Below are 19,618 nucleotides of genomic sequence, written 5' to 3' on the forward strand. Positions count from 1 at the left end.
CCTTTTTGCAGCACTGCTTTCATAATCCGAACACTGGAAAATCTATGTTGTCCTGGGACGAAGAAGTCAAGCCCTCATCGCAAAATCAACTGGACGGTGGACTGAACAAGAGCCACCCGGCGGAACAGCCGCCCCTGTCTTTCCAGCCCCCCTCCCTGCAAGCCGTGCATGCAACGATGACGGCCTCCGCCGTTGCTCCAACCGCTGCAGCAGCAACCGCACATCGCCGCGTCAACGCAGCCGACAAGCGCATCATCAACGGCCAGACCGACGTCAACCAGCTGGTGCCGTTCAAGTACAAGTGGGCGTGGGAAAAGTACCTCGCCACCTGCGCCAACCACTGGATGCCGCAGGAAGTGAACATGACGCGCGACATCGCGTTGTGGAAGGACCCCAACGGCCTGACCGAGGACGAGCGCCGCATCATCAAGCGCAACCTCGGCTTCTTCGTGACTGCCGACTCGCTGGCTGCCAACAACATCGTGCTGGGCACCTACCGCCACATCACCGCACCCGAGTGCCGCCAGTTCCTGCTGCGCCAGGCGTTTGAAGAAGCGATCCACACGCACGCTTACCAGTACATCGTGGAGTCGCTGGGCCTGGACGAAGGCGAAATCTTCAGCGCCTACCTGGAAGTCGCTTCGATCCGCGACAAGGACGAGTTCCTGATCCCCTTCATCGAGGCGATCATGGACCCCAACTTCCACACCGGCACCTTCGAGACCGACCAGACGCTGCTCAAGTCGCTGATCGTGTTCGCCTGCCTGATGGAAGGGCTGTTCTTCTACGTGGGCTTCACACAAATCTTGGCACTGGGCCGCCAGAACAAGATGACCGGTGCGGCAGAGCAGTACCAGTACATCCTGCGTGACGAGTCCATGCACTGTAATTTCGGCATCGACCTGATCAACCAGCTCAAACTGGAAAACCCGCACCTGTGGACCGCCGAGTTCAAGGCCGAAATCAAGGCGCTGTTCCTCAAGGCGGTCGAGCTGGAGTATCGCTACGCCGAAGACACCATGCCACGCGGCGTGCTGGGCATGAATGCCTCGATGTTCAAGGGCTACCTGCGCTACATCGCCAACCGCCGCGCTACGCAGATCGGGCTGGAGACGTTGTTCCCCAACGAAGAGAACCCGTTCCCGTGGATGAGCGAGATGATCGACCTGAAGAAGGAACGCAACTTCTTCGAAACCCGGGTTATTGAATACCAGTCCGGTGGTGCGCTGTCCTGGGACTAGCGCCTTTTCGCATCACACCACCATGGATTTTTACACCACGCCCCAGACAGACAGCGCCACAGAGCGCCGCCGTGTGGAGCGTTCCCGTGTTCATGGAGATGGAGTTCTATTCCATCTCTATGGATCGCTTTCTGTCCACTGTAGACAGGAAGTGCTCTTTGCAAATTGACCCAAGGAGAACATGATGGCAACTGCGAAAAAACCCGCCGCCAAGAAGGCTGCACCCGCGAAAAAAGCTGCAACTGCGAAGCCCGTAGCAGCGAAGAAGGCTGCGCCTGCCAAGAAGGCAGCAGCACCGGCAAAGAAAGCCGCTCCAGCCAAAAAGGCCGTAGCAGCAAAGAAGGCCGCCCCCGCCAAGAAGGCTGCACCAGCCAAGAAGGCAGCTGCGCCAGCAAAGAAAGCCGCTCCAGCCAAGAAGGCCGTAGCAGCAAAGAAGGCTGCACCCGCCAAGAAGGCGGCAGCACCGGCCAAGAAAGCCGCTCCAGCCAAAAAGGCCGTAGCAGCAAAGAAGGCCGCTCCTGCCAAAAAGGCAGCAGCACCGGCCAAGAAAGCCGCTCCAGCCAAAAAGGCCGTAGCAGCAAAGAAGCCCGCAGCCCCCGCCAAGAAGGCCGCTCCTGCCAAGAAGACAGCAGCACCTGCCAAGAAGGCCGCTGCCAAGGCTCCCGCCAAGAAAGCTGCTCCCGCCAAAAAGGCCCCCAAGGCGCCTGCCCCTGCTGCCGCACCAGCAGCGCAGACCACCTTGAACCCTCAGGCTGCCTGGCCCTTCCCTACGGGCAACAAGCCTTAATTCAGGCGTATCACACGCTCAACCCGGTGCCTGTGCACCGGGTTTTTTTACGCCTGCTGTACGCCAGCCAATAAACGGGGAGGCAGCATGGGCCACACCTCGCAGCGGCATCAGATCAAGTCGGCGTTGGACCGGGCTCAAACATCTGTTCAGGTCCCTTTACCCAACCCCGATCACGGCTCACTCCACCGCAAAATCCAATGTGTAGTTTTGCGGCCCACGCTGCGCGATCTTGAGGGCCCCCACGCGGTTGCCCAGCGCCGCGCAACGTGGCAGCGCCCAGCCCCGCTCCAGGCCAAACAGCAGCGCACCACGCCAGGCATCCCCACATCCCGTAGGGTCCACCACCTGTGTCGGCACCACGGCAGGCACATGGGTCTTTTCGCCTGCAACCCATACCTCGCAGCCCTCGGCCCCCAAGGTAACCACCAACCCCTCCACCTTGCGCGAAATTTCAGCCAGGGTCCAGCCAGTGCGATCGCTCAACATCTTTCCTTCGTAGTCATTGACCGTGACCCAGGATGCCTGGTCAATGAACTTCGCCAGCTCTTCCCCGCTGAACATGGGCAGCCCCTGGCCAGGATCGAACACAAAAGGAATGCCCGCCGCAACGAACTGGGCTGCATGCGCCAGCATGGCATCACGCCCATCGGGCGCAATGATCCCCACACGCGCCTTGGTGCCCGCATCAATGCGGTTGGCATGCGCCTGCATCATGGCCCCCGGATGGAAGGCCGTGATCTGGTTGTTGTCGCGGTCCGTCATGATCATGGCCTGCGCGGTGTAGGTGTCCTGCACCTGGCCCACGTGGCGACAATCGATATCCAGCGACTCCAGCCGCTGAAGGTAGTCGGCCCCATCGCTGCCCAGCATGGCCATGGGCAAAGGCTCACCACCCAGGAGCTTGAGACTGTAGGCGATATTGCCCGCACACCCACCAAAATCGCGGCGCAGAGAAGGCACCAGGAACGACACGTTGAGAATGTGCAACTGGTCGGGCAGGATCTGCTCGGCAAAGCGCCCCTCGAAGGTCATGATGGTGTCGAATGCCAGGGAACCACAAATGAGGGCAGCCATAGAAATGAATCGGTCCGTAGGTTGGTAAAAATTCAGGGATAGAACGCCAGCAGCCGGTACCCCGCCACGCGCGCACCGCCCGTGGTCACGATCACCGATACCGACGTGCTCCATTCGCCACGCGCTGGCAGCTCCGCCGGTGCAGCCATGTCGGTCGGCAGCAGCACCCGGCGCAGCACAGGCTGGTCCTGGGCATCGGTCAAGGTCAACTCCACCGCCGGCATGGCCAATGGAATGTCCGCTTTGCTCTTCATGGCCAACGCCAGCTGGTAACTGTCGCCCCGGGCCTTGTTGAACGAAGAGCTGTCGATGACCACATCGGCAATCTGGCGCTGTGGAGCGACCTCGCACTGCAAGGGCTCACACAACTTGAGTAACCACGGCCTTGCACGCGGGTCCGTGGCTGCAATGCGGTCACGCTCCTGGACGGCTACCTGTAGCACCAAACCCACGACCAAGACCAGCAACACAAGCACCAGCACAGCCCGCACCATCGGCTTGCGCCAGAAAGCCTTGCGCCGCGCAGCAACCACAAAACTGACCTCCGGCCCGGCCTCATGCACACTCTCTTCGCCCTGTTCATCTCCATCCGCCGGGCTGGCCATGGGCTTGCGGCTGCGGGCCTGCAACACCGCAGCCGGCGAGTCATCGGCGACCAACTCCAACGCAGCCGGTATCTCATCCACCACGGGCCGCTGCACAAAATCCACCGACGGCAGGGGCTCAGGCACCGCCCCCAGAGTCGCGGGCACTACCGGGGGGGCATCATGATGGTCTGCGCTCGGCAAGTCAGAGGAAAGCGCCTCCTCATGGTGCTCCAGCGCGGGCTCCGCTTCCAAAGCGCGCCCCGTCGCTTCGACCAGGGCCTCGCCGACTCCAGCCAAGGAACTTTCCCCCCCGACCTTCCCCAAGGTCACCGGGTCGTCAAGCCCGATGAGGTCATGCGGCTCGGCAGCAGGAAGCTCGTACCCACCCCGCACGACCTCCGCAGCCCCGGCCACATTGGCATCAGCCACGACGGTGGGCAGCGCCGCCTCCTCACCAGCCCCCCCCGCAGCAGCAGAAGCAGCAGCCAACACCGGCTTTGACACGGCGTCTTCCATGGCCTGTCCAGCAACTGTAGGCTCCGACAGCGATGGGCCGGAATCAATCGCCTCTGCAGCCCACGGCGTGGGGACAGGCCGCCAGGAAAACGGCGTGGTCGGCGCGAGGTTCAAGGCACTCGCATCGGAAGCCGCCGCCCCTGCGGCCAGGAACGCAGGCACAGTGGGCGCAGGAATATCCAGCACAGGCATTGCCGGTGCCAGGGGTGTCGCAGCCATGGGCAGTGAAGTGCCTGCGTGATGGACTCCGGCATCTGCATGCGCAGCGGGATGCGCAGCATGTGCAGCCATAGGAGCCGCCTGAGCGCCCCTCTCCAACGCTGGGGACGAAGGCGGCGCGGCCCCGCCCCCCCATGCACGCTCGGCATCGCTCTTTCGAGCGGTGGGCGCCGGGGACGGCCGTACATCAGTCAACGACACATCGGGCAAAAGGGCGGCCGGGGCCACTGGCAGCAAATGCGCAGAGGCGTCAAACACCTCCTTGCATTGGCCACACCGCACCCATCCTTCCGAGATGCGCAATTGGTCTGCCACCACCTTGAAGGAGGTGGCGCAGGACGGGCAGCGAGTGATCTGGCTCATCAGCGTTGGATTGTAGGGGCCGTGCCACCCCAGCCCAGGCGGGACACGCGCAGGCTCAGCGCTGGGCGGTCATCAAGATCCAGCCGTCTTCGGCATCCGCCACTTCCAGCCGCACCCATGGCGCATAGGCTTCTTTCAGCTCATCGGCCTGGCGCTCCAGGATGCCCGCGAGCACCAAATGCCCTCCCGGCGCCACATGGGCACACAGCAAAGGCGCCAGCACCCGCAAAGGGGTCGCGAGGATGTTGGCCAGCACAGTCTGGTACTCGCCCCGAGCCTTGTCGGGCAGTCCGGCGCTCAATTGCACGCCGTTGGCCTGCGCGTTCTGCGCCGTGGATTCCACAGCGGCGGGATCGATGTCCACCGCGTCAATGTCTGTGGCACCAAACTTGGCGGCACCAATGGCCAGGATGCCCGAGCCGCAGCCATAGTCCAGCACCCGGCCCAGCGGGTTGTTGCCAGCCCCCGGCTGCACCGCCCCGTTGCGCGCAATCCAGCGCAGGCACATGCGCGTGGTGGGGTGCGTGCCCGTTCCAAAGGCCAGGCCCGGGTCCAGACGGATGCTGCGCACCGCCTGCGCAGGCAGTTCGTGCCAGGTGGGGACGATCCAGAAATCCGGCGTGATGTCCACCGGCGCAAACTGCGACTGCGTGAGCCGCACCCAGTCCTGCTCGGCCACCTGCGCCACGCCCAGCACCTGGCAGCCTACAAAGAAGTCCTGCACCACCAGCAACTGCTGCGCTTCGCGCGCCGCCACTTCGGACGGGAACAACGCCACCACACGGCTGCGCTGCCAGCCATCCTTGGGCGGCGGCATGCCGGGTTCGCCAAACAGCGCCTGCTCGGCGTCGGTCTGGGCATCGGCATCCTCTACCGACACGGAAAGCGCATCGAGCGCATCCAGCGCATCGCTGACCGGCTCGATACAGTCCTCAGGGCACATCAGACTCAGCTCAAACATAGACGCCTCTCAGAAAAATGAAATGCTGACCCTTGTTGCCAAGGGCCAGCATGTGAAACTGCCAGGAGCCGTCTTCAGCGCTTGTGCTGCGACAGCCACTCTTCCAGGTAGTGGATGTTGGTGCCACCGGCCATGAACTTCGCATCCACCATCAGCTCGCGGTGCAGCGGCACATTGGTGTTGATGCCTTCGATCACGGTCTCGGACAATGCCGTGCGCATGCGGGCCAGCGCCTGTTCGCGCGTGTCGCCGTGCACGATGATCTTGCCGATCATCGAGTCGTAATTGGGCGGCACAAAGTAGTTGGTGTAGGCATGCGAATCGACACGCACGCCCGGGCCGCCCGGCGGATGCCAGGTCGTGATGCGCCCCGGTGACGGGACAAACTTATACGGATCTTCCGCATTCACCCGGCATTCGATGGCATGACCACGGATTTCGATATGGCGCTGGGTAAAAGGCAGCTTCTCGCCGGCCGCCACCATGATCTGCGTCTTGACGATGTCCACACCGGTGATCCATTCGGTCACCGGGTGCTCCACCTGCACGCGGGTGTTCATCTCGATGAAGTAGAACTCGCCGTTCTCGTACAGAAACTCGAACGTGCCCGCACCCCGGTAGCCAATCTTCTTGCAGGCCGCCACGCAGCGCTCGCCGATCTTCTCGATCAACTTGCGGGGGATGCCGGGAGCCGGTGCTTCTTCGATCACCTTCTGGTGGCGGCGCTGCATGGAGCAATCGCGCTCACCCAGGTACACAGCATTGCGGTGCTTGTCGGCCAGGATCTGGATTTCGATGTGGCGGGGGTTCTGGAGGAACTTCTCCATGTACACCGCCGGATTGCCAAACGCGGCACCCGCTTCAGCCTTGGTCATCTGCACGGCATTGACCAGTGCAGCCTCGGTGTGCACCACGCGCATGCCACGGCCACCGCCGCCGCCTGCGGCCTTGATGATCACGGGGTAGCCCACGGCCTTGGCGATGCGGCGGATCTGCACCGGATCATCGGGCAGTTCACCCTCGGAGCCCGGCACACAGGGCACGCCCGCGCGGATCATCGCCTGCTTGGCCGACACCTTGTCGCCCATGATGCGGATCGACTCGGGCGTGGGGCCGATGAACTGGAAGCCGCTCTTTTCCACACGCTCGGCAAAGTCGGCGTTCTCGGACAGGAAGCCATAGCCGGGGTGAATGGCCTCGGCGTCGGTCACTTCGGCCGCCGAGATGATGGCCGGCATGTTGAGGTAGGACAGCGGCGAGGGCGCGGGGCCGATGCACACCGCCTCTTCGGCCAGCTTGACGTACTTGGCGTCGCGGTCGGCCTCGGAATAGACCATCACGGCCTTGATCCCAAGTTCGCTGCACGCGCGCTGGATGCGGAGAGCGATCTCTCCGCGATTCGCAACGAGAATCTTCTTGAACATGGGTGCCTTATTCGATGACGAACAGCGGCTGTCCGTATTCCACGGCCTGGCCGTTTTCGCCCATGATGCGCGTGACCGTGCCCGACTTGTCGGCTTCGATCTCGTTCAAGATCTTCATGGCCTCGATGATGCAGATGGTCTCGCCTTCCTTGACTTGGCTGCCGACTTCTACAAAAGCCTTGGCGCCGGGGCTGGACGAGCGGTAGAAGGTGCCGACCATGGGCGACTTGACGATGTGGCCTGCGGGCACCGCAGGCGGAGCAGGCAGCTCTGCCACGGGGGCAGCGGCTGCGGGTGCAGGTGCCACCGGGGCTTGCATGGGGGCCGGGACATACTGCTGAACCACAGCGCCACCGCTCTTGACGATGCGGACTTTGCCCTCGGCCTCCGTGATTTCGAGTTCGGACACATTCGACTCGGACACGAGATCGATGAGGGTTTTGAGTTTTCGCAGATCCATGGAAGCTCCAACGGCTATAAAACTGAACAGGGCGCGAATTTACTCCAATTTCACCCTATCGCAGTCTTCCACATGTATTTTCCATGAACTCCATCATGGAAATAGGCCGCCCGAGCCCCCCGAAATCACAACAGCAACCCAAAAACAGCCTCCACAAGCCTTACCGCAAGGGGGCCCACAGCTGCAGATCCTGCGCGGTCACTTGCCCCATTTTACGGTGCAGCACCCGCCCCGCCCCGCCCAGCACCACGGTAAAGGGCAGCCCGCCCGTCAGGTTGCCCAGCGAACGCCCCAGGTCCGTCCCGCCCAAACCCGCCAGCCCCACAGGAAACTCCAGTGGCAGGCGCGCCAGAAATTTGCGCACCGCCGAGGGCTGGTCAATCGCCAAACCCAGCACTTGCCAGCCTTTGGCAGCATGTTCGCGATAAAAAGCGTTCAGCATGGGCAACTCTTCCACACAGGGCGGACACCAGGTCGCCCAGAAGTTGAGCAGCAGCGGTTTGCCAGAGAAAGACTTCAATGCGACGACGCCGCCCTCTGGTTTCTCAAACTCCATGCTCCACAGCGCCTGCTCCGCCCCCGCCTCCATGGCATGGGGCTGAAACTTCCACCATGCCAGGCCTGCCCCTCCCACGGCCGCAGCCCCGGCCACACCGGCATACAGCAGACGGCGGCGAGTGGGAGAGGAAGCCTGCGGTAGCACGGTCGGTGATACAGGTGCGGATTCAGGCAAATCGGAGGGGGTCGTCTTCGTCATGGGGCACTGGTTTCCTGGAGCAGGCGGCGCACGGCCGTCATGTCACCGCGCGGGGTGCGGCCTTTGGCATCGGGCTTCAAGGCGCCCCGCAGATCATCAAGGTCGTAAATCAGCAAATGCACTCCGATCATCTCATTGAGCTCCGGCGACTTGCTGCCCAGGCTCAGGGCCTCGACCGATTCGCCATGGAAGCCCGTCACCGTGCGGGGCTCATAGTCCACATGGTGGTCGATCAGCGCGATCTCCGCAGATTTGGGGTCATCGCAAAACAACTGCAAGTAAATATCCGACAGGCGCGTGGCAGTGCCGTGCCAGACCGCCCCCGCCAGGTGAGGACGAAACGCCGCCATGCGCTCCATCCAGACCAGCGCCAGCTGGCGCAGCGCCCGCAACTCGCGCGGCTGCGTGTCGGCACAGAAGATCTCGATGTACTCCCGCACCGCCGCTTCCACCAGATCGTTGTCCGGCAACGGAGTGCGGGCAGGCAGCCCCATCTGGCGCAGGGCCCGGCGCTTGGCGGGCCCCCATTCAAGCCCTTCCTCGACCACCAGGCGCGCCGTGGTGTGGGCGATTTCTTCGCTCAAAGGTGTGTGCATGAAAGTGGAAGACAGCGGAGGAGCCCGCATTGTGCGCGCGATCCATGACGGGCCGCCCTGCCCCCGCGCAAGGCCCACGAACACCCCAGAAACGAAACCACCACAAACACTATATTTTTTATAGCATTTAGAGCATACACAGTGCGCGAAGAAGGCCTTTTTTACCAATATTTTCCAGCATCGCGGCGGCCTTAGAATCAGCGACCATGCACATACACATACTAGGGATCTGCGGCACATTCATGGGAGGCCTTGCAGCGCTGGCCCGCGAGGCAGGCCACCAGGTGACCGGTTGCGACGCCGGCGTCTACCCCCCCATGAGCGACCAGCTCCGGGCACTGGGCATCGACCTGATCGAGGGATTTGGCGCCGACCAGATGGCGCTGCAACCCGATATGTTTGTGATCGGCAACGTGGTCAGCCGCGCCCGGCTGCCCGATGGCACCCCCAAGTTCCCTCTGATGGAAGCCATCCTGGACGCTGGCCTGCCCTACACCAGCGGCCCCCAGTGGCTGGCCGAACATGTGCTGCAGGGGCGCCATGTGCTGGCCGTGGCAGGCACCCACGGCAAGACCACCACGACCTCAATGCTGGCCTGGATCCTGGAAAGCGCGGGCCAGCAGCCTGGCTTTCTGATTGGCGGTGTGCCGCTGAACTTCGGCCTGTCCGCCCGGCTGGGTGCTGCCCAACGCCCTGCGCCCGCCCCCACGCCGCTGGGCACAGCGCCACTGTTTGTGATTGAGGCGGACGAATACGACACCGCCTTCTTCGACAAGCGCAGCAAGTTCGTGCACTACCGGCCCCGTACCGCCGTACTGAACAATCTCGAATTCGACCACGCCGACATCTTTGACGATCTGGCCGCCATTGAGCGCCAGTTCCACCACCTCGTTCGCACCGTGCCACCATCGGGACGCGTAGTCGCCAACGGGCTGGAAGAGAGCCTGGTCCGGGTGCTACACGCCGGATGCTGGAGCGAAGTGACCAGCTTTGGCGCGGCAGTGAACGACTTTTACGCCGCAGGCGACCCCCAAGCGTTTGATGTCATGCACAAAGGCCGCCGCGTGGCCCGCGTGGAATGGTCCCTCACCGGCGTGCACAACCAGCTCAATGCACTGGCCGCCATCGCAGCCGCCCACCATGTCGGAGTCTCCCCCGAACAAGCCGCCAGCGCCCTCGCCACCTTCCAGAACGTCAAGCGGCGCATGGAACTGCGTGGCACCGTGGGCGGCGTGGCCGTGTACGACGACTTTGCACACCACCCGACGGCGCTGCGCACCACCCTGGACGGCCTGCGCCGCAGCCTGGGCTCCAGCGCACGGATCCTGGCCGTGTTCGAGCCCCGCAGCAACACCATGAAACTGGGCGCCATGAAGAGCCAACTGCCCTGGGCCCTGGAGCCCGCCGATCTCGCGTTCTGCCATACGGCAGGACTGGACTGGGATGCCGCCGAGGCCCTCGCCCCCCTGGGCGTAGGCCCAGGCCAGCGCGCGCAAACCGCAGCCGACATCGACACACTGGTGGCCCAGGTCGTGCAGTCAGCCCGGCCGGGGGATCACGTGGTGTGCATGAGCAATGGCGGGTTTGGGGGTATCCACGCCAAGTTGCTGCAGGCACTACAAAATTAATAGCTGCTTGCGCTTATCCAACGGGCGCCCATCGTCTTTTTACTTGATAAAAAGCAGATCAGAACGTGACCGCCATGCCTGGCACATCCACCCGCACGATGGGCTTGGCCAGCGCAGCGCTGGCGGCGCGTGCAAAGTCGCGCGACCAGGCAGCGTCTTGCATCAGCGAGGCTCCAGCAGCGCGGGCCACGGTGAGCACCTTGTCGGCCAGCAGCACCTTACCGCTGGCCCGCAATGGCTCGCAGTCCAGCGAGATGAATTGCTCATCCAGCCAGCGCCGACCCGCCTCGTGGCCCATGGGCTCTGCGCCCGCCAGGTCAAAACGGAACTCTTGATCTCCGGTCAGCTTGACCGACACTTCGCTATGCATGGTGACTCGCCTTTCTTCTGAACTGCGGACTTGCTCCAAAGGCCTATCCAAGAGGCCCATGGAAGCCCGGAACTGCACGGGATGTGCAGTCTTCACGGGTCTCAGTTTAGAGCCAGTCGCTGCACGGGCACTCAGCGCGCGCGGCGCGCCTTCACAGCGTTAGACAGTTCTGCCAGCGCCTGCAGCGAATCGTCCCAGCCCAGGCAGGCATCGGTGATGCTTTTGCCGTACTCCAGCTTGCCCGCATCGTCCTTGCCTGGCGTGAATTTCTGGGCACCGGCCGTGAGGTGGCTTTCGATCATGAGACCAAACACGCTGCGCGAGCCCCCCGCCAATTGCGCCGCAACATCACGCGCCACTTCAAGCTGCTTTTCGTGCTGCTTGCTGCTGTTGGCATGGCTGCAGTCCACCATCAGCGTGGCGGGCAGCTTGGCGGCTTCGAGGTCCTTGCAGGCAGCGGCCACACTGGCGGCGTCGTAGTTGGGCGTCTTGCCGCCGCGCAGGATCACGTGGCAGTCTTTATTGCCCTTGGTGTTGACGATGGCCACCTGGCCGTTTTTGTGCACCGACAGGAAGTGGTGGCCCCGGCTGGCCGACTGGATGGCGTCGGTGGCGATGCGGATGTTGCCGTCCGTGCCGTTCTTGAAACCGATCGGCGCCGAAATGCCCGATGCCAGCTCGCGGTGGACCTGGCTTTCGGTGGTGCGCGCACCAATCGCGCCCCAGCTGATGAGGTCGCCGATGTACTGGGGCGAGATCACGTCCAGGAACTCGCTGCCCGCAGGCATGCCCAGGCGGTTGATCTCGATGAGCAGCTGGCGCGCAATGCGCAGGCCTTCATCGATGCGGTAGCTCTCGTCCAGGTAGGGGTCGTTGATGAGGCCCTTCCAGCCCACGGTGGTGCGTGGCTTCTCGAAGTACACGCGCATCACGATTTCCAGGGTGTCGGCGTACTGAGTGCGCACGGCCATCAGGCGGCGTGCGTAGTCCACCGCAGCAGCGGGGTCATGAATGGAACAGGGGCCGATGATGACCAGCAGGCGGTCATCCTTGCCGGCCATGATGTTGTGGATGTTCTTGCGGGTCTGGGTGATTAGCGTCTCCACCGGCGTGCCGCCGATAGGGAAGAAGCGGATCAGATGCTCTGGAGGAGGCAACACGGTGATGTCCTTGATACGTTCGTCGTCGGTCTGGCTGGTTTTCTCGACGCTGCGGTACCAGGCATCGCTGGTGGGGGTGTTGGAGACCGTCATGGTTGCTTCCTCGTGGAGTCGGTTGGAGTGGATGGAAAAACGGGAGGGCTGAAAAACAAAAACCGCCGGGCTTTGCAGCGTCGGCGGTTGGTATGGGGAGGTTGTGTTTGCTTGCGCGTTTTCCTCTCATCCGCCGGGGACCGAGATAAAAAACCAAAAATAAAACGCGCTGCGAACTTGCATGGCAACCAATGTAGCACAGGAGTGCGGCAGTGCAGCAACCCCAGACTGTTGCGATTGCACGACAAACTGCTCGATGTCAGGCCCAATGTCCGGGCTTGTCTCAGCCCCGCAGGCGGCGCAACCAGGCATGCAAGCGCTGCAGCGCAGACACCTTGCGCGGCGGCGCCTCCTGAAGATCGCTGGGTGGATCGCTCTGGTGCTCGTACATATCCACCAGCAACAGCGCCTCGCCCAGCGTGCGCCATGCCAGCAGTTCGAAGTGGTCAAAACTCGCGCTTTCGCGGGTGCTGCGGCGCTCCAGCATTTGCTGCCAGTCGGCAATGGCATTGCGCAAGTCCCGCAACGCGCGCTGGTAGGCACCAAACTCATACAGCGCATGCCAAGCGGAACCCAGACCCGTCAAGAACAGCTGGTGCTCTCGCGCACAGTGCGACAGCGCCACAACGCGCCGCGTGATCTCGGCCGTGTCCGTACTGGTGCGGCGGGCGCGGACCGCTTCATCGATCTGCATGGACAGCGCACCCAGGCTGTCGCGCAGCTGGCGCGAGTCTTCGTCGGCCACACCTTCCCGCAGAAAACGGCTGATGTCCCCAAACGACTGGAGTGTCAGCAGTTGGCTGGGACGCGTAGCGGGCATGGTGATCCCCATTTTGCGCTGCCTGCAGAGCTGCGCAGCGCTTTGCACCTTCCGCGAAACGCAGGTGGTGGGAGCGCGCAACACATGGGCGCACCCGCGCCAGATCTCAGGCCGTCCCACCCACCGTCAGCCCCTCAATGCGCAGTGTGGGCTGGCCTACGCCCACGGGCACGCTCTGGCCTTCCTTGCCGCAGGTGCCCACGCCGCTGTCCAGGCGCATGTCGTTGCCGATCATGGTCACCTTCTTGAGCGACTCGGGGCCGCTGCCCACGATGGTGGCGCCTTTCACGGGGTACTGGATCTTGCCGTTCTCGACCCAGTAGGCCTCGCTGGCCGAGAACACGAACTTGCCCGAGGTGATGTCCACCTGGCCGCCACCAAAGTTGCTGGCGTACAGGCCCTTCTTGATGCTGGCGATGATTTCCTGCGGGTCCTTGTCGCCACCCAGCATGTAGGTGTTGGTCATGCGGGGCATGGGGATGTGGGCATAGCTCTCGCGGCGTCCATTGCCGGTGGGCGCCACGCCCATCAGGCGTGCGTTGAGGCTGTCCTGGATGTAGCCCTTCAGGATGCCGTCCTCGATCAGCACGTTGCGCTGGCTGGCATGGCCTTCGTCGTCCACGTTGAGCGAGCCCCGGCGGTCGGCGATGGTGCCGTCGTCGAGCACCGTGACGCCCTTGGCGGCCACGCGCTGGCCGATGCGGCCACTGAAGGCGGACGAGCCCTTGCGGTTGAAGTCACCCTCCAGCCCGTGGCCCACAGCCTCGTGCAGCAGGATGCCGGGCCAGCCCGAACCCAGCACCACCGTCATCTCGCCCGCCGGCGCGGGGCGCGATTCGAGGTTGACCAGGGCGGCATTCACGGCCTCGTCCACGTACTTGCCCATCTGCTCGTCGTCAAAATAGGCCAGGCCAAAACGCCCGCCGCCACCGGCGGAGCCCATCTCGCGGCGGCCGTTCTGCTCGGCGATCACCGTGACCGACAGGCGCACCAGCGGACGCACGTCGGCCGCCAGGGTGCCGTCGGCACGGGCCACAAGAACCACGTCGTATTCGCTGGCCAGGCCCGCCATGACCTGGGCCACGCGCGGATCCTTGGCACGGGCGCGTTGTTCCAGCCGCTCCAGCAGCGCGACCTTGGCCGTACTGTCCAGCGAGGCGATCGGGTCTACACCCGGGTACAGGCTGCGGCTCAATGCTACTTTTTTAGGAGCAATCTTTGCTTTACCAGCGCGCACAGAGGCCGAAATTGACCGCACAGTGCGGGCCGCATCCAGCAGCGATGCCTCGGAGATGTCGTCCGAATACGCAAAGGCCGTCTTCTCGCCGCTGACGGCACGCACACCCACACCCTGGTCAATGCTGAAGGAGCCCGTCTTGACGATGCCCTCCTCCAGGCTCCAGCCTTCGCTGCGCGTGTACTGAAAGTACAGGTCGGCATCGTCCACCTGGTGGGCACGGATCTCGGCCAGTGCACGGGCCAGGTGGCTTTCGTCGAGACCGAAGGGGGTCAGCAGCAGTTCACGGGCAACATCGATGCGCTGGCTGGTTGCCGCGCGCTGGGGGGCGGCAGTGGGGGTGCGGAAAGTCATCGGGGCATTTTAGGCGCCTGGCCATGCCCGCACGGGCGCAAGGGCACGGGCGGCAGCGCCTGCCACTGGGCTCCAGCCCCTCAGCCTGCCGCGGTCAGGTCGCTGGTTGGCGCGCCAGGTGCGTTTTGCTGGACGGACTCGATGCCCGCGTCGCGCGCCTTTTCGCCGGAGTACATCTGACTTTGGCCGATCACCTGGCCATTGGCCGCCTTGAGTGTGAAGTAGGGGGAGCCGTCCTTGGCACAGAGCCGTCCATAGCGGCCGTCGTTGGGTGCATTCTTCTTGACGGACTCGATGCCGTTGAGCGCGCTGGCCTTGGAGTCGTACATCTCGCTGGTCAGGATGACCTGCCCGTTGCCCGCCAGGAGGTTGAACACAAACTTGTCGTTCTTGGACTTCTTCAGCTCGAACTTCGACGCCATGGGAGTACCTCCAGAGGTTGCCAAAACACAGTTGGCAGCCGCTTTGTAACCGGAAGGCCCGGCGCACGCAACGCCGCACAAACCCCTGCGCCAGACCCGGCCATGAGCGAGCCTGCGGTCTCGCAGGGGATAGCAATCAGACCCTAAAGCGCAGCCCGAGGGTCCTTGGTGTCCTGCTTCTGCGCCCGCGCCACCGACATCAGGATGCCCAGCGCCAGCCCCAGCGTGACCATGGCCGTGCCGCCATAGCTGATGAAGGGCAGCGGCACCCCCACCACGGGCAGGATGCCGCTGACCATGCCCATGTTCACAAAGGCATACGTGAAGAAGATCATCGACACGGCCCCTGCCATCAGGCGCCCGAACAGGCTGGTGGCGCCCACGGCAATCGCCAGGCCGCGCCAGACGAGCAGCAGGAAGCAGACGATCAGGAACAGGTTGCCTGCGAGGCCGAACTCCTCGGAATAGGCAGCAAAGATGAAGTCGGTGGTGCGCTCGGGGATGAACTCCAGGTGGGTCTGCGTGCCGGCCATGAAGCCCTTGCCCCACACGCCCCCCGAGCCGATGGCGATCATGCCCTGGATGATGTGGAAGCCCTTGCCCAGCGGGTCGCGGGTGGGGTCCAGCAGCGTGCAGATGCGCTGCTGCTGGTAGTCGTGCAACACGGGCCAGCGCACCCCGTCCGCGCACCACGCATCGCCCATGATCACCAGGATGGCAATGCCCAGGCCGCCAATGAGCACTGGCGGCAGCACCAGCCTCCAGGACAGGCCGGCGAAGAAGATCACCGACAGGCCCGCCGCCAGCACCAGCAGCGAAGTCCCCAGGTCGGGCTGCTTCATGATCAGGCCCACCGGCACCACCAGCAGCAGCCCCGCCGCCACAAAATCCAGCGGGCGCAAGGTGCCCTCGCGCTTCTGGAACCACCAGGCCAGCATCAGCGGCATGGCGATTTTGAGGATTTCGCTGGGCTGGATGACGATACCCACGTTGATCCAACGTGTGGCCCCCTTCTTGGTGATGCCGAACAGCGCCACGGCCACCAGCAGCGCCACGCCCACTGCATACAGCGGCACGGCGCAGGCCATGATCTTTTGCGGCGGCACCTGGGAGACTACAAAAAGAATAGCACCCGCAATCAGCATGTTGCGCCCGTGGTCAGCAAAACGGGTGCCGTGGTCGAAGCCCGAGGAGTACATGGCAGTGAGGCCCGCGCAGGTCAGCAGGGCCACCACCAGAATGAGGGGAAGGTCGAACCCACGGAAAAGGGGAACAAGGCGCTGGGACAGCGTGGGCTTTTCAAATACGACGGCCATCCCCCGATTATCGGATGGCCAGGACAACGTGGCACCAGTTCCCTGCGCCGTCACCCCGCCTGCCGGAAGGCCATCACCGCCTGGTTGCGCAGGGTGCGCAGCAGGCCCAGGGCCTTGTCGTCCACCACAATACCGCCCGCCACCGTCTGGTCGGCATAGATCAGGGCAAAGGTCTGGCCCTTGATCTGCAGCGGCAGCAGCAGGAATGAGGGGGCATTGAGCCCCGTGCGGTACCACTGTGGCAAGCGCGCCTGCATGCGCGGCTCGGTGGCGTCGTTGATCAGGGTGTCGGCGCCGCGCAGGCACACGGCGGCAAACAGGTCGCCCTGGGCCTTCAGCGGCACCTTCATGGCGCGCACGGCGGCCTCGCTGCCCTCGCCCAGGCCAAAACGGCCGGTCAGCACCTCCGTCTTGGGGTCGCGCAGGCAAAACACCATGCGCCGAAAGCCCAGCGCCCGGAACATGGTCTCCAGGATCATGCGCAGCACGTCGTTGAGCTGAAAGCTCTCGACCATGGCATTGGTGATGTCCTGGATGCCCGCCGCCAGCACTTCATTGACCTGCGCCACCGACACCGCGCCGCCCGCCTGCGATTCGAGCACGGCCGGCAGGGGCGCGGTTTCGCTGGGGCGCAACTCGTGGGAGCCCAGGGCATCCTCGGCCACCGATGAGGCGCCTGCGGGCTGCGGCAGCCGCAGCAGCCGGGCGGCGGGGGTGTCGGGCGCCACCCGCAGGTCCAGCGCCTCGGCCAGCGCCACCAGCTTGTGGCGCGCGCGCAAGGTGGCCTCGGCAATGGACTCAGCCGACAGGGCCAGGGTGCGGGCGTACCGGGTCCCGACCTGGCCCAGCTGGGCCTCCATCTGGGCAGGATCGCCAAACAGCAGCGTGCTGGCCACCTCGTTGGCGGCCATGGCCGCCCAGCGCATGCGCTCCACGCCCTGCTCGGGCGCACGCTGCGTGGGCGACCCCATCGGTTTGCGCATGCAGCGCTGCAGGCTCTCGGGCAGGCCCCAGACGCGCGCCACCCCCACGCCCAGGTCTTCGAACCCCAGCCCCAGCACCTGCAGGGAGGCTGATTCCTCCCCCCCTTCCATGCGCCCCGAGGCCACCAGGCTGCGCACCTGGCGCGCTTCTTCAGGAAAGTAGAACTCGCACAGCATGCGCCCCAGGTTCTGGAACATGGCGCCGATGAAGGCTTCTTCGGCCGCCTGGCTGGCCCCGCACAGCTCGGCGGCCACCGAGCCCGCCATCATGGCGCGCAGGAACTCCTCGCGCATCTGGCTGGCGTGCGGCTTGTCCTGCATGTGGTCCAGCAGCACCAGGCTCAGCGCCATGTTGCGCACCGCGTTGAAACCCACCAGGCTCACCGCGCGCGACACGGTGCTGATGGTGCCCCGGCTGGCATGGGCATAGTGCACGCTGTTGACAAGGCGCAGCAGCTTGTTGGTCAGCGCCACGTCCTTGAGTATCTCGTGCGTGAGGTCGCTGATGCTGTCGTCTTCCGAATTGGCCACGCGCTGGATGCGCGCCACCGAATCCGACAGCGCCGGGAAATCGCTTTTGTGGCGCATGCGCCGCAGCAAGAAGTCCAGCGTGGCATTGCTCGCCGCAGTGGGGGCACTCGCCGGGGCGGCCCAGGCGCGCAGCGCGTCGCGGAAATCCGCCGCCGAGGCGTAGCGCTGGCCGGGGTCGCGCGCCATGCCACGCTGCAGGATGGCGCGCAGGCCGTCGTCCACGCCCGGCCCCAGGTCTTCGGGCAGGGCAAGGTCTTCGTTCGCCAGGCGGTACAGCGCCTGCCAGGTGTCCTTCTGGTGGATCAGCGGCTTGCCCGAGAGCAGCTCGACCAGCACCAGCGCGGCAGAGTACACGTCCATCGCCGGGGTGGGCGCTGCGCCTGCAGCGGCCTCGGGGGCCATGTAAGCCGGTGTGCCGCTGGCCAGTTGCGCATCCGGCGCGGCTTGCACGGGGGCAGCCAGGCCAAAGTCCATCACCCGCGCGTGGCGCTGGGCATCGACCATGATGTTGGAGGGCTTGAGGTCGCGGTGCACGATGCCCGCCTGGTGCGCGGCCTGCAGGCCGTCGAGCACATCCACCATCAGCGCCACGGCATCGTGCGGCGTGCACCGCCCCTGCTGGGCCAGGTGTTCGGCCAGCGTGCGGCCGGGCACATATTCGAACACGATGTAGGGCTGCAGGCCCTGCACATCGGCCTCGAACACGGGCACGATGTACGGATGGGCCAGGCGCCCCACGTGGCGTGCTTCGCGCAGCCACTGCTCAAGTACCGAAGAGTCCTGATCCTGCAAGGGGCGCATGAGCTTGATGGCCACCTCGCGCTGCAGGCGCGGGTCCACCGCCAGCCACACCGTGGCCTGCGCACCCCGGCCCAACTGCTTTTTCAGCTCAAAGCGGCCCAGCGTGGCGGGAGGCTTGTCGCCTGATCCGAGCGCCCAACGTCGGGTGGTGGAGAGCGGGGCAAAATCGGGCATGGTGCAGGGGGCGAATCAAGGCGCCGCGCTGCATGGCGCCCCGTGGTTACGATTTGATACCTCGCATCTTATGCCTGCGCCGCCCGGTCTGGAGCAGTGATTCCCCTGCCCCGCGTTTTTCTCGCTTTTTTTTGTCTCCTGATGGCCACCACGCACCTTTTGTACCTGCACGGTTTCCGCTCCTCGCCCCTTTCGGCCAAGGCCCGCCAGATGGCGGCGCATGTGGCCCAGCACCACCCGGCGGTCACCTTCTGGTGCCCGCAGTTGCCACCCTCTCCACAGGCGGCCATGGCGCTGGTGGCAGAGGGCATTGCCACCTGGCCGCGCGCGGCGATGGCGGTGGTGGGGTCGTCGCTGGGCGGGTTCTATGCCAGCTGGGTGGCCCAACACGCGGGCTGCCCCACAGTGATGCTGAACCCCGCCGTGGACCCGGCCCGCGATCTGGCCCGCTACATCGGCGAACAGACCACGTGGCAAAACCCCGAAGAGCGTTTCTACTTTCTGCCCGAGTACATCGCCGAATTGCAGGCCCTGGACATGCGCGGCCGCCCACCGGCGGGCCCGGAGCTGGCCATCATTGCGAAGGGTGACGAAGTGCTCGACTGGCGCGAGATGGCGGGGCGCTATCCCCAGGCCCGGCAGATCGTGCAAGAGGGCGGGGACCATGCGCTGGGCAAATTTGCCGACTACCTGCCGCAGGTGGTGGAGTTTCTGGACCTGGCCTGAGCCTCAACCTGAGCC

At 64.4% G+C, this 19,618-nt stretch carries 18 protein-coding genes and 1 pseudogene; 4 read left to right on the forward strand and 15 right to left on the reverse strand.

Features of this window, described 5'->3' with window-relative positions:
• The first annotated feature begins 44 nt into the window (after positions 1–44).
• Positions 45–1,241 carry a ribonucleotide-diphosphate reductase subunit beta gene (locus ACYZGB_RS13035; RefSeq protein WP_462388787.1) on the forward strand — a complete coding sequence of 399 codons (1,197 nt, stop codon included), beginning with the start codon at positions 45–47 and terminating at the stop codon, positions 1,239–1,241.
• A 184-nt stretch (positions 1,242–1,425) separates the two neighbouring features.
• Positions 1,426–2,028: a histone gene (locus tag ACYZGB_RS13040; RefSeq protein WP_462388788.1), complete on the forward strand. Its 603-nt coding sequence runs from the start codon at positions 1,426–1,428 to the stop codon at positions 2,026–2,028.
• A 180-nt stretch (positions 2,029–2,208) separates the two neighbouring features.
• Here the strand turns inward: ACYZGB_RS13040 and ACYZGB_RS13045 are convergent, their stop codons facing one another.
• The 8 genes and pseudogenes from ACYZGB_RS13045 to ACYZGB_RS13080 form a co-directional block, all read right to left on the reverse strand.
• Complete coding sequence (locus ACYZGB_RS13045; RefSeq protein WP_462388789.1) at positions 2,209–3,105, reverse strand: carbohydrate kinase family protein; 897 nt, start codon at positions 3,103–3,105, stop codon at positions 2,209–2,211.
• Between the two features lie 32 nt (positions 3,106–3,137).
• Positions 3,138–4,208, reverse strand: a complete 1,071-nt coding sequence (locus ACYZGB_RS13050; protein WP_462388845.1) for a DUF3426 domain-containing protein — start codon at positions 4,206–4,208, stop codon at positions 3,138–3,140.
• A 516-nt stretch (positions 4,209–4,724) separates the two neighbouring features.
• Positions 4,725–4,790: pseudogene (locus tag ACYZGB_RS13055) on the reverse strand (MJ0042-type zinc finger domain-containing protein); the annotation flags it as partial.
• Between the two features lie 55 nt (positions 4,791–4,845).
• A complete protein-coding gene (prmA, locus tag ACYZGB_RS13060) occupies positions 4,846–5,751 on the reverse strand; it encodes a 50S ribosomal protein L11 methyltransferase (RefSeq protein WP_063458979.1) in 906 nt (301 codons plus the stop codon).
• A 74-nt stretch (positions 5,752–5,825) separates the two neighbouring features.
• Positions 5,826–7,175 (reverse strand): acetyl-CoA carboxylase biotin carboxylase subunit, encoded by a 1,350-nt coding sequence (accC, locus tag ACYZGB_RS13065; RefSeq protein ID WP_462388791.1) that lies wholly within the window; start codon positions 7,173–7,175, stop codon positions 5,826–5,828.
• A 7-nt stretch (positions 7,176–7,182) separates the two neighbouring features.
• Complete coding sequence (gene accB / locus ACYZGB_RS13070) at positions 7,183–7,635, reverse strand: acetyl-CoA carboxylase biotin carboxyl carrier protein (protein WP_063458981.1); 453 nt, start codon at positions 7,633–7,635, stop codon at positions 7,183–7,185.
• A gap of 160 nt (positions 7,636–7,795) precedes the next feature.
• Positions 7,796–8,392: a TlpA family protein disulfide reductase gene (locus ACYZGB_RS13075; protein ID WP_462388792.1), complete on the reverse strand. Its 597-nt coding sequence runs from the start codon at positions 8,390–8,392 to the stop codon at positions 7,796–7,798.
• On the reverse strand, positions 8,389–8,988 hold the full coding sequence (locus ACYZGB_RS13080; RefSeq protein ID WP_108617346.1) for a hypothetical protein: 600 nt from the start codon (positions 8,986–8,988) through the stop codon (positions 8,389–8,391). Before ACYZGB_RS13080 ends, ACYZGB_RS13075 begins: the two co-directional genes overlap by 4 nt.
• A gap of 206 nt (positions 8,989–9,194) precedes the next feature.
• Here ACYZGB_RS13080 and mpl point away from each other — a divergent pair, with 206 nt between their 5' ends.
• Positions 9,195–10,616: a UDP-N-acetylmuramate:L-alanyl-gamma-D-glutamyl-meso-diaminopimelate ligase gene (mpl, locus tag ACYZGB_RS13085; RefSeq protein ID WP_462388795.1), complete on the forward strand. Its 1,422-nt coding sequence runs from the start codon at positions 9,195–9,197 to the stop codon at positions 10,614–10,616.
• A 58-nt stretch (positions 10,617–10,674) separates the two neighbouring features.
• Here the strand turns inward: mpl and ACYZGB_RS13090 are convergent, their stop codons facing one another.
• From ACYZGB_RS13090 to ACYZGB_RS13120, 7 genes are all read right to left on the reverse strand, one after another.
• Positions 10,675–10,986, reverse strand: coding sequence for a hypothetical protein (locus tag ACYZGB_RS13090; RefSeq protein ID WP_462388796.1), 312 nt, complete (start codon positions 10,984–10,986; stop codon positions 10,675–10,677).
• Positions 10,987–11,117: 131 nt separating this feature from the next.
• Positions 11,118–12,239, reverse strand: a complete 1,122-nt coding sequence (locus ACYZGB_RS13095) for a 3-deoxy-7-phosphoheptulonate synthase (protein WP_462388798.1) — start codon at positions 12,237–12,239, stop codon at positions 11,118–11,120.
• Between the two features lie 283 nt (positions 12,240–12,522).
• Positions 12,523–13,059, reverse strand: a complete 537-nt coding sequence (locus ACYZGB_RS13100; protein WP_462388800.1) for a hypothetical protein — start codon at positions 13,057–13,059, stop codon at positions 12,523–12,525.
• A gap of 106 nt (positions 13,060–13,165) precedes the next feature.
• The gene (tldD, locus tag ACYZGB_RS13105; RefSeq protein WP_462388802.1) at positions 13,166–14,650 is read right to left on the reverse strand and encodes a metalloprotease TldD; all 1,485 of its coding nucleotides are present in this window, start codon (positions 14,648–14,650) and stop codon (positions 13,166–13,168) included.
• 80 nt (positions 14,651–14,730) lie between these two features.
• The gene (locus ACYZGB_RS13110; RefSeq protein ID WP_094291513.1) at positions 14,731–15,072 is read right to left on the reverse strand and encodes a YegP family protein; all 342 of its coding nucleotides are present in this window, start codon (positions 15,070–15,072) and stop codon (positions 14,731–14,733) included.
• Positions 15,073–15,215: 143 nt separating this feature from the next.
• Complete coding sequence (gene rodA, locus ACYZGB_RS13115) at positions 15,216–16,388, reverse strand: rod shape-determining protein RodA (RefSeq protein ID WP_462388804.1); 1,173 nt, start codon at positions 16,386–16,388, stop codon at positions 15,216–15,218.
• Positions 16,389–16,438: 50 nt separating this feature from the next.
• On the reverse strand, positions 16,439–18,877 hold the full coding sequence (locus ACYZGB_RS13120) for a protein kinase domain-containing protein (RefSeq protein WP_462388806.1): 2,439 nt from the start codon (positions 18,875–18,877) through the stop codon (positions 16,439–16,441).
• Positions 18,878–19,018: 141 nt separating this feature from the next.
• Here ACYZGB_RS13120 and ACYZGB_RS13125 point away from each other — a divergent pair, with 141 nt between their 5' ends.
• Positions 19,019–19,603 (forward strand): YqiA/YcfP family alpha/beta fold hydrolase, encoded by a 585-nt coding sequence (locus ACYZGB_RS13125; RefSeq protein ID WP_462388808.1) that lies wholly within the window; start codon positions 19,019–19,021, stop codon positions 19,601–19,603.
• The last annotated feature ends 15 nt before the right edge of the window (positions 19,604–19,618 follow it).

Source organism: Acidovorax sp. Q11 (assembly GCF_054950075.1).

Bases quoted from the DNA above. Each gene is read 5' to 3' on its own strand.
- ACYZGB_RS13090 (WP_462388796.1), bottom strand. From the start codon at position 10,986: ATGCATAGCGAAGTGTCGGTCAAGCTGACCGGAGATCAAGAGTTCCGT.
- ACYZGB_RS13125 (WP_462388808.1), top strand. From the start codon at position 19,019: ATGGCCACCACGCACCTTTTGTACCTGCACGGTTTCCGCTCCTCGCCC.
- tldD (WP_462388802.1), bottom strand. From the start codon at position 14,650: ATGACTTTCCGCACCCCCACTGCCGCCCCCCAGCGCGCGGCAACCAGC.
- prmA (WP_063458979.1), bottom strand. From the start codon at position 5,751: ATGTTTGAGCTGAGTCTGATGTGCCCTGAGGACTGTATCGAGCCGGTC.
- ACYZGB_RS13095 (WP_462388798.1), bottom strand. From the start codon at position 12,239: ATGACGGTCTCCAACACCCCCACCAGCGATGCCTGGTACCGCAGCGTC.
- ACYZGB_RS13045 (WP_462388789.1), bottom strand. From the start codon at position 3,105: ATGGCTGCCCTCATTTGTGGTTCCCTGGCATTCGACACCATCATGACC.
- ACYZGB_RS13075 (WP_462388792.1), bottom strand. From the start codon at position 8,392: ATGACGAAGACGACCCCCTCCGATTTGCCTGAATCCGCACCTGTATCA.
- ACYZGB_RS13050 (WP_462388845.1), bottom strand. From the start codon at position 4,208: ATGGAAGACGCCGTGTCAAAGCCGGTGTTGGCTGCTGCTTCTGCTGCT.
- mpl (WP_462388795.1), top strand. From the start codon at position 9,195: ATGCACATACACATACTAGGGATCTGCGGCACATTCATGGGAGGCCTT.
- ACYZGB_RS13100 (WP_462388800.1), bottom strand. From the start codon at position 13,059: ATGCCCGCTACGCGTCCCAGCCAACTGCTGACACTCCAGTCGTTTGGG.
- ACYZGB_RS13035 (WP_462388787.1), top strand. From the start codon at position 45: ATGTTGTCCTGGGACGAAGAAGTCAAGCCCTCATCGCAAAATCAACTG.
- rodA (WP_462388804.1), bottom strand. From the start codon at position 16,388: ATGGCCGTCGTATTTGAAAAGCCCACGCTGTCCCAGCGCCTTGTTCCC.
- accB (WP_063458981.1), bottom strand. From the start codon at position 7,635: ATGGATCTGCGAAAACTCAAAACCCTCATCGATCTCGTGTCCGAGTCG.
- ACYZGB_RS13080 (WP_108617346.1), bottom strand. From the start codon at position 8,988: ATGCACACACCTTTGAGCGAAGAAATCGCCCACACCACGGCGCGCCTG.
- ACYZGB_RS13040 (WP_462388788.1), top strand. From the start codon at position 1,426: ATGGCAACTGCGAAAAAACCCGCCGCCAAGAAGGCTGCACCCGCGAAA.
- accC (WP_462388791.1), bottom strand. From the start codon at position 7,175: ATGTTCAAGAAGATTCTCGTTGCGAATCGCGGAGAGATCGCTCTCCGC.
- ACYZGB_RS13110 (WP_094291513.1), bottom strand. From the start codon at position 15,072: ATGGCGTCGAAGTTCGAGCTGAAGAAGTCCAAGAACGACAAGTTTGTG.
- ACYZGB_RS13120 (WP_462388806.1), bottom strand. From the start codon at position 18,877: ATGCCCGATTTTGCCCCGCTCTCCACCACCCGACGTTGGGCGCTCGGA.